A 16,896-nucleotide genomic window follows, 5' to 3' on the forward strand; every position below is an offset into this window, starting at 1 on the left:
TCCGTCCGCCCGGCAAGATCGTCGGAACCGGGGCGACGACAGTGACGGGGACACTCAGTGGCGAAGGTGGCCGACGCGGGGCGCGCCGCGCGTGACCTGCGGCTGGTGGTGGCCGCGCACGCGGTCTCCACCTACGGCAGCTACCTGAACCTGGTGGCGCTGGGCCTGTTCACCCTGGAGCTCACCGGCTCCGCCGCGCAGACCGGCCTGTTCATGGCCGTCCGGCTGGCCGCCGGTTTCCTCATGGGGCCGGTCAGCGGGCTGCTCGCCGGCCGGCACCGCCGCACCCGCCTGATGATCGGCGCGGACCTGCTCTCGGCGGCGACCCTGGCGCTGCTGGTGGCCGCCCCCGACGGGGCGCGTCCCGTGGCGGTCTACCTGCTCGCGGTCGTGCTCGGCTGCGGGCAGACCCTGTGGGGGGTCGCGCTGCGCAGCGAGTTGCCCGACCTGGCCGGGCCGGCGCGGCGGGCCCGCGCGAACGCCCGGCTCGTCGCGGCCCGGTCGGTGGCGATGCTGCTCGGCTTCGCCTCGGCGGGCGTCCTGGTCGCCTGGCTCGGCTACGAGGTGGCGTTCCTGCTCGACGCCGGCACCTACGCCCTCTCCGCGGGGCTGCTGGCCCGGGTGCCGGCCCGCCGGCCGGTCGCCGCCGCGCCGGAGGCCGCCGGGCCCACCGGGCCCCGGGCCTGGGCGGGCGTCGGGGTGCTGCGGGCGGTCGCGCCGGTCGTCGCGGCGATGATCGGGGTACGCGCCGCCGACGCGTTCGGCTCGGCGGCCCACAACGTCGGTATCCCGGTGCAGGCCAGCCTGGTCAGCCCCGAATCGCCGGCCGCGTACGCCGCCGTGTTCCTGACCTCGTGGGCGGTGGGCAGCCTCGCCGCCGGCCGGTGGTGCGCCCGGCTGGCCGCCCGCACCGGTGGGGTGGGCTCGCCGCGCGCCTTCGGCGTGGCCACCTGCCTCATGTCGCTGTTCTTCGTGCTCGCCTTCACCGATCCGCCCCTGTGGCTGCTGATCCCGCTGACCCTCGCGGCGGGGGCGGCCGACGGCTACGCCGAGATCAGCTACACCACGCGGCTCCAGGGCGTCGACGAGTCCCGGCGGGCCCGGCTGTTCGGGTTCGCCAGCGCGGCGCAGAACGCCGGCTTCGGCCTCGGCATGATCGGCTGCGCCGTCGCGCTCGACCGGGTGGCCCCGTTCCCGGTCGTCGCCGTCGCCCACGGGATCGCCTGCGCCGTGGCCCTCGCGTTCCTGCTCGCCCAGACGGTGCGGCCCCCGGGCCGGCGTGACCCACCGGCCCGGGCCGACCGGCACGACGACCCCCCGACCCCCCGAACCGCCGAGGTGACGCCGTGACGACCGCCAGCCCGCCGGCCCGCCGCCCCGCCGTCAGCCGCGGCGGCGAGTTGCCCGCCGACCCGGAACACCCCCGGACGCTGGGCGCGGCGCTGCGGCGCGCGGCGCGGGACTTCCCCGACGCCGGCATCCGCGTCGTGGCCGAGGACGGCACCGACACCCTGCTCGACCACGCGACGCTGCTCACCCGCGCCCGCGCCGTACGGGCCGGCCTGCGGGCCCGCGGGGTGGCCCCCGGCTCGGCGGCGATCCTGCGGGTCGACTCCGGCGTGGACTACTGGCCGGCGTTCTGGGGCTGCGCGCTCGGCGGCGTCGTGCCGTTGACCGTCGGCGCGCCGGCCGGCTACGACGCGGACAGCCCCGCCGTCGCCGCGCTGCTGCACGCCTGGCGGGCCCTCGACGCCCCGGTCGTGCTCGCCGGGGCGGCGGACGCGGCGGGGCTGGCCGGGCTGCCGCTGGCCGACCGGGTGGTCGACGTCGCGGAGCTGGCGGCGGCCGGCCCGGCGGGTCCTGCGGCGGGGCGGGCGGCAGCGGACCCGGCGGGGGCGTCGGCCGACGCCGACGTGGAGCCCGGCCCCGACGAGGTGGCGGTGCTGCAACTCTCGTCGGGCAGCACCGGCACCCCGAAGATCATCCCGCTGACCCACCGGGGCCTGTCCGAGTACGCCGTCGGCGCCCGCGTGCTGCTCGACGTGCGCCCCGGCGACGTGCTGCTCAACTGGCTGCCCCTGGACCACGTCGCCGGCCTGCTCCTCTACCACCTTGGCGGGGTGTTCCTCGGCGCGTCCTCCGTGCACGTCGCCACCGGGCTGGTGCTGGCGGACCCGACGCGCTGGCTCGACCTCATGGCCCGCCACGGGGTCACCCACGGCTGGTCGCCGAACTTCGGCCTGGGGCTGGTGGCCGACGCGGTCGGCCGCGACCCGGGCGGCCGGCGCTGGGAGCTGGGCGGGGTGCGGCGCATGGTCAGCGGCGGCGAGCAGTGCCTGCCGGAGACCTTCCGCGCGTTCGTCGCCGCGACCGGGGTGCCGGCGGCGGCGATGACCCCGGCGTGGGGGATGTCGGAGACGTCGACGGGGATCACCTTCGGGTCGTTCACCGAGCCGGGCTGCCGGCAGGTGGTCCGCACCGCCAGCCTGGACGGCGACGTGGAGTGGGTCGAGGACGCCACCGGCGCGAGGGAGGACGTCACCGAGCTGCTCTCCGTCGGGCGGCCCGCGCCCGGGGCGACCCTGCGGATCGTCGACGCCGACGGCGCGGTGCAGCCCGAGGGGCGGGTCGGCCGGGTGCAGGTGCGCTCGGCCCGCGTCACCCCCGGCTACCTCGGCGACCCCGAGGCCACCCGCGCCGCGTTCCCCGACGGGGACTGGCTGGACACCGGGGACCTGGGCTACCTGCGCGACGGGGCGCTGACCGTCACCGGCCGCGCCAAGGACCTGCTCATCCTCAACGGGCAGAACATCCCCTGCCACGAGATCGAGCGCGTCGTCGGCGCGGTCGCGGGGGTGCGCGCCGGGCTCGTCGCCGCCGTCGGGGTGCCCGACGCCCGCACCGGCACCGAGGCGCTCGTGGTGTTCGCCGTCACCGACGCCGAGGGGGGCCACGCCGCCGCTCCCGCTGATCCGCACGCCACGACCGGGTCGGCGGCGGAACGGGTGGCCGGGGCGGTGTCGACGGCGGTGGCCCGGCGCTGGCAGCTCGCCCCACGGCGGGTGGTGATCCTCGGCGAGGCCGACTTCCCCCGTACCACCGGGGGCAAGATCCGGCGCGCGGAGCTGCGCCGCCGGTTCCTCGCCGACGGCTTCCCGCCGCCGACGGGCCGGCCGGGCGACGCCGCCGCCGGCGGGCCCGGGGCGGCCCCGGCGGGGGAGGAGGGCTTGGTGGCCCCCGGCCGGCCGGCGGTCCGCGCCGTCGTCCGCGCCGCGCTCGCCGACGTCCTCGGCCGCCCGGCCGAGACGGACCGACCCTTCTACGAGCTGGGCGTCGGCTCCGTCGAGATCGTCGCGCTGCGGGCCAGGCTGGAGGAGGCGCTGGGCCGCTCGGTGCCGCAGCCCGCGCTGTTCGCCCACCCGACCGTCGACGCCCTCGCCGCGCACCTCGCCGCCGCCGGCCCGGCCCCCGCCGGGGGAGAGGCGGCGGCGCGGCCGGCGGACCGGCGGGTCGCCGTCGTCGGGATGGCCGCCCGCTTCCCCGGCGCGGCGGACGTCGACGAGTTCTGGGCGGCGCTGCTGGCGGGGGTGGAGAGCGTCCGCGCGTTCACCCCGGCGGAGCTGGCCGCCGCCGGGGTGCCCGAGCACCTCGCGGCGGACCCGGGATACGTCGCGGCCAGCGGCGTGCTGGACGACGTCGCCGGCTTCGACGCCGCATTCTTCGGCGTCAGCCCCCGCGAGGCCGAGCTGCTGGACCCGCAGCACCGGCTGTTCCTGGAGACCTGCCAGCACGCCCTGGAGGACGCCGGCTGCCCCGGCGAGGCCGGCGGCCGGCGGATCGGCGTCTTCGCCGGCGGCGGCATGAACCTGTACCCGCACCACACCTACCTGCGCCACCAGCTCCCGCAGGCCGTCGCCTCCGCCGACCCGGCCACCGCCATCGGCGCGGCGTTGGGCAACCAGCCCGACTTCCTGGCCACCCGGGTCGCGTACCGGCTGGGGCTGACCGGACCCGCCGTGACCGTGCAGACCGCCTGCTCCACCTCGCTCGTCGCGGTGCACCTGGCCGCCCGCGCCCTGCTCGCCGGGGACGCCGACGTCGCCGTCGCGGGCGCGGTGGCGGTGCACGTCCCGCAGGTCACCGGCTACCGGCACACCCCCGGGTCGATCCTGTCGGCATCCGGCCGGTGCCGGCCCTTCGACGCCGACGCCGACGGCACGGTCGGCGGCAACGGGGTCGCCGCGGTGGTGCTCAAGCCGCTGGACCGGGCGCTCGCCGACGGCGACCGCATCCACGCGGTGCTGCTCGGCTCGGCCGTCAACAACGACGGGTCGGGCAAGGTCGGGTGGACCGCGCCCGGGGTGGCGGGGCAGGTCGACGTGGTCCGGCGGGCGTTGCGCGACGCCGGGGTGCCGGCCGCCTCCATCGGGTACGTCGAGGCGCACGGCACCGGCACCGCCCTCGGCGACCCGGTCGAGCACCACGCGCTCGCCGAGGCGTACGCGCCCGCGCGGGCGTTCCTCGGCTCGGTGAAGGCCAACATCGGCCACCTGGACAGCTGCGCCGGCATGGCCGGGCTGATCAAGGCCGTGCTCGCCGTCCGCTCCGGCCGGGTGCCGCCGCAGATCAACTTCGCCCGGCCGAACCCCGCGCTGCGTCTGGCCGACGGGCCGTTCACGGTGACCACCGTCGCCGCCGACTGGCCGGCGACCGGGGCGCCCCGGCGCGCCGCCGTCAGCGCCCTCGGCGTCGGCGGCACCAACGCCCACGTCGTCGTCGAGCAGCCGCCGGCCCCGCCGCCGCGCGCCGCCGACCCGCCCGACGTGGTTCCCGGGCTGCTGCCGATCTCCGCCGCCGACCCCGCCGCGCTGGCCGCGCTCGCCCTGCGGCACCGGGACCGGCTGCGCGCCGACCCCGACCTGGCCCTGGCCGACGTGGTGCGCACCGCCGGCACCGGCCGCCGGCACCTGGGCCACCGGCTCGTCGCCCTCGGTGGGTCGACCGCCGCCCTCGCCGAGGCCCTCGACCGGCACGCCGCCGGACTGCCGGCCGACGTGCTGACGGGCGAGGCCGGTGGGGACGCCGGCGGGCCGGTCGCCCTCGCCTTCCCCGGCCAGGGCGACGTCGGCGACGCGCTGCTCCCGCTGGCCGCCCGGTTCCCGGTCGTCCGGGTGGTGCTCGACGAGGCCGCCGCCGCGTACCGGGAGGCCGTCGGCGGCGACCTCGTCGCCCGGCTGCGCGCGGACCGGCCGGCCGTCGCCCGGCCCACCGACGTCGCCCAGCCGGCGCTGGTCGTCGCCGGGGTGGCACTGGCCCGGCTGTGGCGCTCGTGGGGCCTGTCCGTGGGCCACGTCCTCGGCCACAGCGTCGGCGAGTACACCGCCCTGGTCGTCGCGGGCGCGCTGCCCCTCGCCGACGCCGTGCGGCTCGCCGCCCACCGGGGCCGCCTGATGGCCGACCACCTGCCGCCCGGCGCGATGCTGGCGGTGCTGGCCGACCGGCCGACCGTGGACGCGCTGGCCGCCGGGTCGCCGCTGGAGCTGGCGGCGGTCAACGGGCCGACGCAGCACGTCCTCGCCGGCCCACCCGACGCCGTCGCCGCCGTCGCCGACCGGGCCGCCCGGCTCGGGGTGGCGACCCGGCGGCTCCCCGTCGACCGGGCGTTCCACTCGGCGGCGGTCGCGCCGGTGCTGGGCCCGCTGCGCGAGCTGGCCGCCACGGTCGAGTTCCGGCCGACCCGGCTGCCGCTGGTCAACGCCCTCGACGGCCGGGTCCGCCCGCCCGGCTGGCGGCCCGACGCCGAGCACCTGTGCCGGCACGCCCGCGAGCCGGTGCGCTGGCACGACGCGGTGTCCACCCTGTCCGCCGAGGCGGTCGCGACGGTGGTCGAGGCGGGCGCGGGCGGCCTGCTCACCGCCCTCGCGGGCACGACCGGAGCCGCCCCCGGGGCGACCGGCGCGGGGCCGCGGTGGGTGCCGTCGCAGCGGCGGGGGCTCGACCCGGTGGCGGGGCTGTGGCGGGCGGTGGCAGAGCTGCACGTCGCGGGCACGCCGGTGGACTGGGCGGCGCTCGTGGACGGGCACGGCGGACGCCGGGTGACGCTGCCCAGCTATCCCTTCCAGCGCCGCCCCTTCTGGGCGACCCCGGAGCCCGCAGCCGCATCGGCTCCCGTCGTGTCCCCGGCTCCCGTCGTGTCCCCGGCCCCCGCCGTGTCTCCTGCTCCCGCCGGTGACAGGCGGGCGGACGCGGTGCCGGCGGCGTCCCCGGCGGGGACGGCGGGCGGGGCGGACGCGGTGCTGGAGCGGGTCCGGGCGCTGACCGCCGAGCGACTCGGCCTGGCCGCCGCCGAGGTCGATCCGGACGCCGGCTTCTTCGCCCTGGGCGCGGACTCGCTCCTGCTGATCACCATGTCCCGGGAGATCGAGCGCGACTTCGCCGTCCGGGTGCCGGTGCGGGACCTGTTCACCACCGTCGACACGCCGCGCCGGCTCGCCACGGCGATCACCGCCGCCGCGCCGCCGACCGGTCCGGACGCCACGGCGTCGGCGGCGTCCCCACCCGCCACCGACGGCGGACCGTCCGGGGACGCCCGCCGGCCGGTGCCGGGCGAGCTGGTCGACGTCGTCCGGCAGCAGCTCGACCTGATGCGCCAGCAGCTCGCCCTGCTCGGTGTCGCCGCCGGCCTGCCGGCGGACCCGCCCACCGCCCCGCCGGAGCCCGCCGCCCCGCCGCGCCCCGCGCCCACGCCGGCCCCCGCGTACGCCCCGCCAACCCCCGCCCCCACCCCTGCGCCCCCGGCCCCCGCTTCCGTGCCGGTCCCCGTGTCCGGGCCGGCGCCTGCTGCCGCGCCGGCCGGCGCGGACCCGCGCCCGGCGGCCGGCGCGGCGACGAGGCCGGACACCGTCGACTTCAGCCTCTACTTCTTCGGCGACTATCCCGACCAGGACCGCGACGACAAGTACGGCGTCATCGTCGACGCGGCGGAGTTCGCCGACGCGCACGGCTTCCACGCCGTCTGGCTGCCCGAGCGGCACTTCCACTCCTTCGGCGGCCTCTTCCCCAACCCGTCGGTCCTCGCCGCCGCCCTCGCGACCCGCACCCGGCGGGTACGGCTCAACGCCGGCTCGGTCGTGCTGCCGCTGCACCACCCCGTCCGGGTCGCCGAGGAGTGGTCCATGGTGGACAACCTCTCCGGCGGCCGGATCGGGCTGGGCTGCGCGCCGGGCTGGCACGCCAACGACTTCGTCTTCCACCCCGAGCACTTCGGCCGGCACAAGCAGGTGATGTACGAGCACCTGGAGACCGTCCGGCGGCTGTGGCGCGGGGACGCGGTGCCGGCCCGCTCCGGCAGCGGCGAGGCACTCGACGTGCGTCTGTTCCCCCGCCCGGTGCAGCCCGAGCCGCCGGTGTTCACGGCGATCGTCGGCAACCCCGACAGCTACCGGGAGGCCGCCCGCCGCGACGTCGGGGTGGTGACCAACCTGATGACGCAGGACGTGGCGGGCCTCGCCGAGAACGTGGCGCTCTACCGGCGCACCCGCGCCGAGCACGGCCTCGACCCGGCCGGCGGGCGGGTGGTGGTGCTGCTGCACACCTACCTCGGCGAGGACGCCGACCGGGCCCGCGCCGAGGCGTTCGAGCCGTTCTGCGCGTACCTGCGCTCGTCGTTCAGCCTGCTCGGCCAGGTGGTCAACAGCCTCGGCATGAACATCGACCTGGCCGGCACCCCCGACGAGGACGTGCGGTTCGTGCTGGGGCGGGCGTACGAGCGGTACTGCGCGCAGCGGGCCCTCATCGGCTCGCCGCAGAGCTGCCGGTCCGTGGTGGAGGCGGTGCTCGCCGCGGGGGCCGACGAGATCGCCTGCTTCGTCGACTTCGGACTGCCCGCCGACGCCGTCCGCGCCGGCCTGCCGGTGCTCGACGCGCTGCGCCGGGCCACCCCGCGCCGACCCGTCGGCGACCCGCCGCACCCCGGCGGGCGGACCGCGCCGCTGTCGTCGGCGCAGCGCCGGCTGTGGCTGATGGAACGGCTGCACCCGGGCACGCCCGCCTACAACGAGGCGGCGGCCGTGCGGCTGGTCGGCCCCCTCGACCACGCCGCGCTGCGGGGCGCGCTGCGCGACGTGGTCGACCGGCACGCCCCGCTGCGCACCCACTACGCGGAGGTCGCCGGGGAGCCCCGGCAGGTCGTCCGCGACCGGGTGCCGGTCGAGCTGCCGGTGCGCGAGCACACCGGCGGGGCCGAGGACGAGGCGGTCCGCGCCGCGCTGGCCGCCGAGAGCCGCCGGGTGTTCGACCTGGCCGCCGGGCCGGTGTTCGCCTTCACGCTGCTGCGCTTCTCCGCCACCCGGCACGTGCTGGTGCTGGCCTTCCACCACCTGGCCACCGACGGCGGCTCGTACGCCGTGCTGACCGACGAGGTGTCGGCCCGCTACCGGGCCCGGGTGACCGGCGTCGCGGCGGAGCTGCCCCCGCTGCCGGTGACCTACCCGGAGCTGGCGGCGGCCGGCGACGGCGAGCCCGACGACAAGGACCTGGCCTACTGGCGGGGCCAGCTCGACCCGGCCCCGCCCACCCTCGTCCTGCCCTCCGACCTGGCCCGCCCGGCGCTGCCGTCGGCGGCCGGGGAGAGCGTCTTCCGCGAGCTGCCCGCCGAGCTGGCGCGGCGGGTCCGGCGGTTCAGCCGCGCCGAGGGGGTCACCCCGTTCACCACCCTGCTGAGCGCGTTCGGGGTGCTGCTGTCCCGGTTCACCGGCCAGGACGACCTGGTGGTCGGCACCGGCACGAGCGGCCGGGACGAGCGGACCGCCGGCCTCGTCGGGTTCTTCGTGCGAACCCTCCCGCTGCGGCTGGACCTCACCGGCGACCCGAGCTTCCGCGAGCTGCTGGCCCGGGTGCGGGTCACCGCCGCCGACGGGTACGAGCACGACCGCGTCCCGTTCGACGCGCTGGTCGAGGCGGTCGCCCCGCACCGGGAGGCCGGCCGGCACCCCCTGTTCGACGTGGTGGTCGAGTACGAGAGCGGGCCCGGGGCGTTCGCCTTCGACCTGCCGGGCGTCACCGCCGAGCCGCTGCCGCTGGGCCTGGCCAAGGCCCCCGTCGACCTGATGGTCTACCTGTCGCACGGCGAGACGCTGCGCTGCCACGTGGAGTACCGCACCGACGTGCTCGACCGGGCGACCGTGGACCGGCTGCTCGACCACCTGCACCGGCTGCTCGACGTGCTGACCCGCGCGCCGGGCGAGCCCCTGTCCCGGCTGGCCGCCCGGTTCGACGACCCCGCCGCCCGGCCGGTCGGCCCGCGTCCCGCGCCGGCCGCCGACCGGTTGCACGACCTGTTCCTCCGGCAGGCCGACCGGACCCCCGACGCGGTGGCCGTGGTCGACGGGGAGCGGCGGTGGACGTACCGGGAACTGCGGGACCGGGCGCGGGCGCTGGCCCGCCGGGTCGCGGCGCACGGCGTCGGCCCGGACGACCTGGTGGCGGTGCTGCTGCCGCGCCGGGCGGAGCTGGTCGCGGCGCAGCTCGGCGCGCTGCTGGCCGGCGCGGCATTCCTGCCGCTGGACCCGGACCTGCCGGCGGCCCGGCTGCGCGACCTGCTCGCCGACAGCGACGCCCGCCTGCTGCTGACCGCCGCCGACGTCGCCGACCCGTTCGCGGAGACCGGCTCCGGCGCCGGCGGATCCGCCCCGGGGGCCGCCGGTTCCGGAGCCGTCCGGGTGGCGCGGATGCTGGTGGACCGGCCCGGCGACCCCGGCCTGCCCGACCCCGTCGACGCCGCCGGCCCCGGCCACCTCGCCTGGTGCGTCCACACCTCCGGCTCCACCGGCCGCCCCCGGCTGGTGGGCGTGCCGCACCGGGCCGCCGTGGACGTCGTGGACTGGCACGTCCGCGCCCTGGCCCTCACCGGCGCGGACACCGTGGCGCACGCGCTCGGCCTCGGGTTCGACGCGAACCTCGCCGAGATCCATCCGACGCTGGCCGCCGGGGCGACCCTGCACCTCGTGCCGTCGCGGGTGCGCGCGGACCCGGCGCGGCTGGTCGACCGGTGGCGGCGGGCCGGGGTGACGGTCGCCTACCTGCCGGCGCCCCTGGCGGAGCTGGTGTTCGCGGTGCCGCCGGCCCCGGCCGTCCGGGTCCTGGTGGTCGGGGGCAGCCAGCTGCGCCGCCGCCCGCCGGCCGGGTACCCGGCGGAGGTCCTCGACGCCTACGGCCCGACCGAGGCCGCGATCGTCACCACCGCCGGCCCGGTGCCGCCCGCCGGGACGGGCCCGATCGATATCGGCCGCCCCGTGGACCACCGCCGCCTCTACGTGCTGGGCCGCGACGGGACGCCGGTGCCGGCCGGCGCGGTCGGCGAGCTGCACGTCGGCGGCACCGGCCTCGCCCGCGGCTACCTGGGGCGGCCCGGCGCGACGGCGGCGGCGTTCCTGCCGGACCCGAACGCCGCCGAGCCGGGGGCCCGGATGTACCGCACCGGCGACCTGGTGCGGCTGCGCGGCGACGGCACGGTCGAGTTCCGCGGCCGGGTCGACGACCAGGTGAAGATCGCCGGGCACCGGGTGGAGCCGGGCGAGGCGGCCGCCGCGCTGGCCCTGCTGCCGGGGGTACGGCAGGCCGCCGTCGTCGCCCGGCACGACCGGGCCGAGCCGTACCTCGTCGGCTACGTCGTCCCCGACACCGCTGACGGCCCCGACGCCGACACCGCTGACGCCGACACCGCTGACGCCGACACCGGTGCCGCCGGCGGTGCCGCGCCGCCGGACGCCCGCACCGCCCGGCTGGCCGCCGAGCTGGGGGAGCGGCTGCCGGCGCACCTGGTGCCGCGCGCCTGGGTGGTGCTGGACGCGCTGCCCGTCGGCGACACCGGCAAGGTCGACGTGTCCCGGCTGCCCGCGCCCGCCGCGCCGCCCGCCGGCGAGGAGCCACGGCCGGGCGTGGAGCGGCTCGTCCACGACGCGTGGTGCGCGGAGCTGGGCGTGCCCCGGGTGCCGCTGGACGTCTCGTACTTCGCCGCCGGGGGCGACTCCCTGGGCGCGGTGCGGCTGGCCAACCGGCTGCGCGAGGCGCTCGGCGTCGACGTCGGCGTGGACCGGGTGCTGCGCAGCCCGGGGGTGCGGGCGATGGCCGCGGCCCTCGACCCGGCCGGCCGGGCGCCGGCGACGTACCAGCAGGAGCTGATGTGGCACCGCCAGCGCCAGGCCCCGAACCCGGCGGCCGTGCACATGGCCGTACGCGTCGACCTCACCGGCCCGCTCGACGTCCCCGCCCTCACCGCGGCGGTCGACGCCCTGGTGGGCCGGCACGAGGCGCTGCGTACCCGGGTCGTGGCCGGCGACGGCGGGGCGGTGCAGGAGGTGCTGCCGCACCGCCCGGTGGCGGTGCCCGTGGTCGACCTCGCCGCCACCGACGCCGACGCCGCCGCGGTGCGGGCGTGGTGCGTGGCGGTCGGCCGGGAGCCGTTCCCGGCCGACGGGCCGTGGCTGCGCGCCCGGCTCGCCCGGCTGGCCGCCGACCGCTGGGTGCTGTCGCTGGTCGTGCACCACCTGTGCGGGGACGGCTGGTCGATGCTCCAGCTCCTCGACGAGCTGGCTCGGGCGTACGCGGGCGCGCCGCCCGCGCGCGTCCCGGCCCTGCGCTACGTCGAGCACGCGCGCCGGCAGCGCGCGGCGCAGGTGCCGCCGGAGGCGCTGCGGCACTGGCGGGAGACGCTCGCCGACCTGCCCCGGGCCGTCGCGCTGCCCACCGACCGGCCCCGCCCGGCCGTGCCCTCGGGCGTCGGCGCGGAGTACGCCTTCACGCTGCCGGCCGCGCTCACCGGGCGGCTGACCCGGCTCGCCGCCGGCGCGGGGCTGACGCTGTTCCCGCTGCTCGCGGCCGCCTACGCCCGGTTCGTCGGCGCGCTGACCGGCACCCGCGACGTCCTGCTGGCCTGCCCCTACGCGCACCGGGACCGCCGGGAGCTGGAGGCGGTGGTCGGCCTGTTCACCGGCACCCTGCCGCTGCGGGTGCGGCTGCGCGACGACGAGCCCCTGGCCGACCTGGCCGCCCGGTTCGACGCGGTGTTCCTGGCCGCGGTGCGGCACCAGCCGGCCCCGCTGCCGGCCCTCTACGCCGCGGTGGACCCCGGCTGGCGGATGGGGGACCCGCCGCCGTTCGCCGGGGCGCTGTTCACCTGGAACCCGGGGATGCCGCCGGCGCGCCTGCCGGGGCTGGCGGCGGAGGTCACCGACCAGGGGTTGGACTGCGCCCGGCGGGACTGGTCGATCATGCTCACCCCCGCCGGCGACGGCCTGCTCGGCGTCGTCGAGTACTCGACGGACCTGTACGACGAGTCGACCGTCGCCGAGCGCTGCCGCCGGTACGTCGACATCCTCGTGCGGGCGGCCGGGTAGCCCCGGACCGGCCACCGTGGACGGTTCTTGTCATACCCCCGTCGCAGTATGGAGTCATGGCTGCTCCCGCACTGGCTCACGAGCCCACCCCGCCGCGTGCCCTGTCGCTGCGCGAGACCCGCACCCGGCTGACCCAGCTCATCGCGATGGCCGAGCTGACCGACACGGTCACCCTGGTCACCCGCGACGGCGACCCGCGCCCGATCGCCGCGATCGTGCCCGCCTCGGCCGCCCGCACCGCGGCCCAGGCGCGGGCCGACGCCGACCGGCTCGCCACCGTGACGGCGGGCTGGGCCCGCCGCCTGGAGGAGTCCCACCGGCAGAGCAGCCGGCGGCACGCCGCCGAGCTGCGCGCCGTCACCGAGGCGCTCGCCGAGGTCTGGGCCGAGCTCGACCGCCGGGTCGCCCCCGGCGGCGACCCGGCGCTGGCCCGGCTCCGCGCCGCCCACGCCGACCTGCTGCGCGACTGACCCCGTCGCGTCGCGCGCCCGGCCCCGGCGGCCCGGGCGTCGGACGCCTGCGCTCCGGGGGCCCGCGGCTCGAGGGGCCCGAGCGCCGCCGCGCCCCTCGTCCCCCTGCGGCGGGCCGCCTGCGGCCGGGCCGGGTGTTCCCGCACGCCCGGGTATGGTCTGCTGGACCGGTCCGCCCTGCGTCCCCGGGAGGCCCGGTGTTCGTTCGCCCCCTGACCGCCGACGCCGAGCTGCGTCCGCTGGAGCCGTGGCGGGCCGAGGAGTTCCTCCACCACCTCGACCGCGCCCGGGAGCACATCGCGCCCTGGGTGGGTGCGTCGTTCGTGGCCACCGACCTCGCGTCCGCGCGGGCCGTCCTGCATCGCTACGCCGACGCGTGGGCCCGCGACGCCGGCGGGATCTGGGGCATCTGGCTCACGGGTCCGGCCCCGCGGCAGCCGACGCTGGTCGGCGGGGTCATGTTCGTCTCGTTCGACACCGCGCTGGGCGTGTGCGAGGCCGGCTGCTGGCTGGAGCCGGGCGCGCAGGGGCGGGGCCTGATCACCCGCGCCGCCGGCCTGATCGTCGACTGGGCGGTGCGGGAGCGGGGCGTCCACCGGGTCGAGTGGCGGACGAACCCGCGCAACACCCGCAGCATCGCCGTGGCCCGCCGGCTGGGCATGCGCCGCGACGGCACGCTGCGCCAGGCGGTCCCCGGGCCGCGCGGGCGGATCGACATCGACGTCTGGTCGGTCCTCGCCGACGAGTGGCGGCCACCGGTCTGACGGCTCGTGACGGTTCGGCCACCGGCCTGACGGCTCGGTGGCCGGCGGCACCGTCGCGCGGCGCGCCGCCGCGCCGCCGTGCGGGGCGTGGCCGAGTCGTTTCGGGGACTGGCCGGGCCGCTTCGGAAGGCGTGGCGGCTTCCCGACAGCCACGGGCCCGTCGGGGCCGGCGGTTGTCGGCCCGCCCGGGGCATCGGCCCTGTTCAGGGTCCTCCCGCCCGACGCGCCGCTCAGGCGGTTCCGGAAACAGCTTGTTCGAAATCCGCCACTGGTGTCCCGCATTTCGGGAGGGCTCTTGGCATTCCCATCGGCGCTCGTGGAGCCTCTCACCGGAGAGCAAGCGATCGATCGCTGTAAGTAGCAGAGCGTGAGGGCTCCGGGGTGCTGACCTGCCGAACGGTCATCCAGGGCACACGTACCGTTACGATCTTGGGGGCCGTCCGTGTTTTGCTGCACGCGCACGACGAATCGCGGGCGGAAGTGACCATCTCCGCCCGGCCCGGGCCGGTGCGCCGGGCCGGTGCGCCCCGCGTCCCCGGCGTGCCACTCACCGGCGCCTGCCTGCACCGCCTGGTCGAGGCCCAGGCCGACCGGACCCCCGACGCCGAGGCGGTGCGCGCCGGCGACCGGGCGCTGACCTACCGGCAACTCGACGAGGCGGCCAACCGGCTCGCCCGGGTCCTGCTGGCGCACGGCGTCGCCGGCCAGGACCGGGTCGGCGTCTGCCTGCCCCGCGACACCGACCTGGTGGTGGCCCTGCTGGCGGTGCTCAAGGCCGGCGCGGCGTACGTGCCCCTCGACCCGGCGTACCCACCCGCCCGGGTGGCGTTCATGACCGAGGACTCCGGCGCCCGGCTGGTGCTCACCCGCACCGGCCTGGCCGACCGCTTCGGCCGCACCGCGCTGCCCCTGGACACCCTCGACGTGGGCGCGGCACCCGCCGACCGGCCCGACGTGGACGCCGATCCCGCCGGGCTCGCCTACGTCATCTACACCTCCGGCTCCACCGGCCGGCCCAAGGGCGTGGCCATCGAGCACCGCTCCGCCTCGGCGCTGATGGGCTGGACCCGGTCCGCCTTCTGCGCGCAGGAGCTGGGCGGTGTGCTGGCCGCCACCAGCGTCTGCTTCGACCTGTCGGTGTTCGAGATCTTCGGCCCGCTGTGCTGGGGCGGGCGGGTGCTGCTGGTCGACGACGTCCTCGCCCTCGCCGGCCCCGACGCCGCCGCGCTGCCGGTCACCCTGGTCAACACCGTCCCCTCGGCGATGAGCGAGCTGCTCGCCGCCGACGCCCTGCCGGCCGGCGTACGCACCGTCTGCCTGGCCGGCGAGCCGCTGACCGCGGCCCTCGCCGCCCGCGTCCTGGCCCGCCCCGGGGTACGCCGGCTGCTCAACCTCTACGGCCCGTCCGAGGACACCACCTACTCGACCTGGGCGGAGGTCACCGCCGACGGGGGCGTCCCGCCGATCGGCCGGCCGCTGCCGCACACCCGGGCGTACGTGCTGGCCGCCGACGGCATGCCGGTGCCGCCCGGCACGCCGGGGGAGCTGTACCTGGCGGGCGCGGGCCTGGCCCGGGGCTACCTCGATCGGCCTGAGGAGACCGCCGCCCGGTTCCTCCGCGACCCGTTCCGCCCCGGCGAGCGGATGTACCGCACCGGCGACCGGGTCCGGCTGCGCCCCGACGGGCAACTGGAGTTCCTGGGCCGCCTCGACGACCAGGTCAAGCTGCGCGGCTACCGCATCGAGCTGGGCGAGGTCGCGGCGGCCCTGGCCGACCTGCCCGGCGTGCGGGAGGCCGCCGCCGCCGTGCGCACCGGGCCCAGCGGCGACCCGATCCTGGTCGGCTACCTGGTCGGCGCGCGCCGCGACGACGTGCCGGCCCGGCTGCGCGAGCGGCTGCCCGCCCCGCTGGTGCCGGCGACGGTGGTGTGGCTGGACCGGATGCCGACCACCCCGAGCGGCAAGGTGGACCGGGCGGCCCTGCCGACGCCCGGGTGGGAGGCGGCCGACACTCCGCACCCGGCCGCCGCCCCGCCGGTCTGCGACCCGGCGGCCGTCCGGCCCGCCCCCGGCCCCTGGGGGAACGAGGGATGACTGAGCGGAGCCGGGCGGCGTCGGCCATCGGACGCCGCCGGCGGGACCGCTCCCCGGTCGACGTGCGCCCCGCCACGGGCGGGACGGCCCGCTGCCGGCCCTGCTCGCCGCCATCGCCGTGCCGTCCGTGCTCGCCCCGGTCGACAACCGGGTCGAGGTCACCGTGGTCACGATCCCCTACCTGGTGGCCGGGGTGGTCACCCCGGTGACCGGCCTGTTCGTCGAACGGTTCATGATCGTGTGGACGGTCGGGCTGGCGGTCTTCTTCGGGCTGCGCTGGTGGTTGGGGGCGATGTGACGGGCGACGACGAGCCGGTGCGCGAGCCGTTTCGGGTCGCCGCCGCGCAGATCGAGGCGGTCGGCGGCGACCTGGCCGGCAACGCGGCGGCCCACGTCGCGGCCGTCGCCGAGGCCGCCGCCCTCGGCGCCCGCGTGGTCGTCTTCCCCGAGCTGTCGCTGTGCGGGTACGACTACCCGCTGCTCACCGCCGACGTCGCCCGCTGCGAGGTCGAGGTGGGCGACGCGGTCCTGCGGACGGTGGGCGGGGCCTGCCGGGCGCACCGGGTGACCGCCGTGGTCGGCGGCTGCGCCCGGCGCGCCGACGGGTGGGCCATCGCCGCGTTCGTCGTCGGCCCCGACGGCGCGGTGGCCGCCACGTACCACAAGCGGCACCTCGACGCCGACGAGCGCGCGGTGTTCGTCGCCGGCCACACCGACACGATGGTGCAGCTCGGCGGCTGGCGGCTCGGCCTCGGCGTCTGCTACGACGCCAGCTTCCCCGAGCACGCCCGGGGCCTGGCCCTGGCCGGCGCGGACGCCTACCTGGTGTCCGGCGCGTTCACCGTCGGCGACTCCGACCACCGGCGCGGCGTCTACTTCCCGGCCCGCGCCCTGGAGAACACCGGCTACGTGCTGTTCGCCAACTACGCGGGCGCGCACGGCGGCTGGCGCTTCGCCGGCCACAGCGCCGTCTACGGCCCCGACGGGCGGGCCCTGGCCGCCGCCGGCACCGCCGCCGGGCTCGCCGTCGCCGACCTCGACGACGCGGTCCTGCGCCGCCAGCGCGACAGCCAGCGGATGCTGCGCGACCGGGCCGCCCCGGCGCCCGCCCCGGCCCCGGTCGTCGTCGTACCCTGACCACCCCACCCCACCCCACCCCACCCCACCACGCGA

General features: G+C 78.6%; 7 protein-coding genes. All 7 read left to right on the plus strand.

Translation table 11 applies throughout. From position 1 onward, the window contains the following. The first annotated feature begins 57 nt into the window (after positions 1 to 57). On the plus strand, positions 58 to 1,350 hold the full coding sequence (locus HDA31_RS13305; protein WP_178065309.1) for an MFS transporter: 1,293 nt from the start codon (positions 58 to 60) through the stop codon (positions 1,348 to 1,350). Beyond that, entirely contained in the window at positions 1,347 to 12,395 is an 11,049-nt protein-coding gene (locus HDA31_RS13310) for a non-ribosomal peptide synthetase/type I polyketide synthase (protein WP_184871959.1), read from the plus strand. The genes HDA31_RS13305 and HDA31_RS13310 overlap by 4 nt, the downstream gene beginning before the upstream one ends. A gap of 56 nt (positions 12,396 to 12,451) precedes the next feature. Beyond that, entirely contained in the window at positions 12,452 to 12,865 is a 414-nt protein-coding gene (locus HDA31_RS13315) for a hypothetical protein (RefSeq protein ID WP_074479326.1), read from the plus strand. A gap of 197 nt (positions 12,866 to 13,062) precedes the next feature. After that, the gene (locus HDA31_RS13320) at positions 13,063 to 13,629 is read left to right on the plus strand and encodes a GNAT family N-acetyltransferase (protein ID WP_178065313.1); all 567 of its coding nucleotides are present in this window, start codon (positions 13,063 to 13,065) and stop codon (positions 13,627 to 13,629) included. A gap of 540 nt (positions 13,630 to 14,169) precedes the next feature. Beyond that, the gene (locus tag HDA31_RS13325; protein WP_178065314.1) at positions 14,170 to 15,723 is read left to right on the plus strand and encodes an amino acid adenylation domain-containing protein; all 1,554 of its coding nucleotides are present in this window, start codon (positions 14,170 to 14,172) and stop codon (positions 15,721 to 15,723) included. 100 nt (positions 15,724 to 15,823) lie between these two features. After that, positions 15,824 to 16,021 carry a hypothetical protein gene (locus HDA31_RS13330; protein WP_376701447.1) on the plus strand — a complete coding sequence of 66 codons (198 nt, stop codon included), beginning with the start codon at positions 15,824 to 15,826 and terminating at the stop codon, positions 16,019 to 16,021. A gap of 17 nt (positions 16,022 to 16,038) precedes the next feature. Next, on the plus strand, positions 16,039 to 16,860 hold the full coding sequence (locus tag HDA31_RS13335; protein ID WP_178065315.1) for a carbon-nitrogen hydrolase family protein: 822 nt from the start codon (positions 16,039 to 16,041) through the stop codon (positions 16,858 to 16,860). Positions 16,861 to 16,896 lie beyond the last annotated feature (36 nt).

The sequence above is a fragment of the Micromonospora carbonacea genome, from assembly GCF_014205165.1.
GTDB lineage: Bacteria > Actinomycetota > Actinomycetes > Mycobacteriales > Micromonosporaceae > Micromonospora > Micromonospora carbonacea.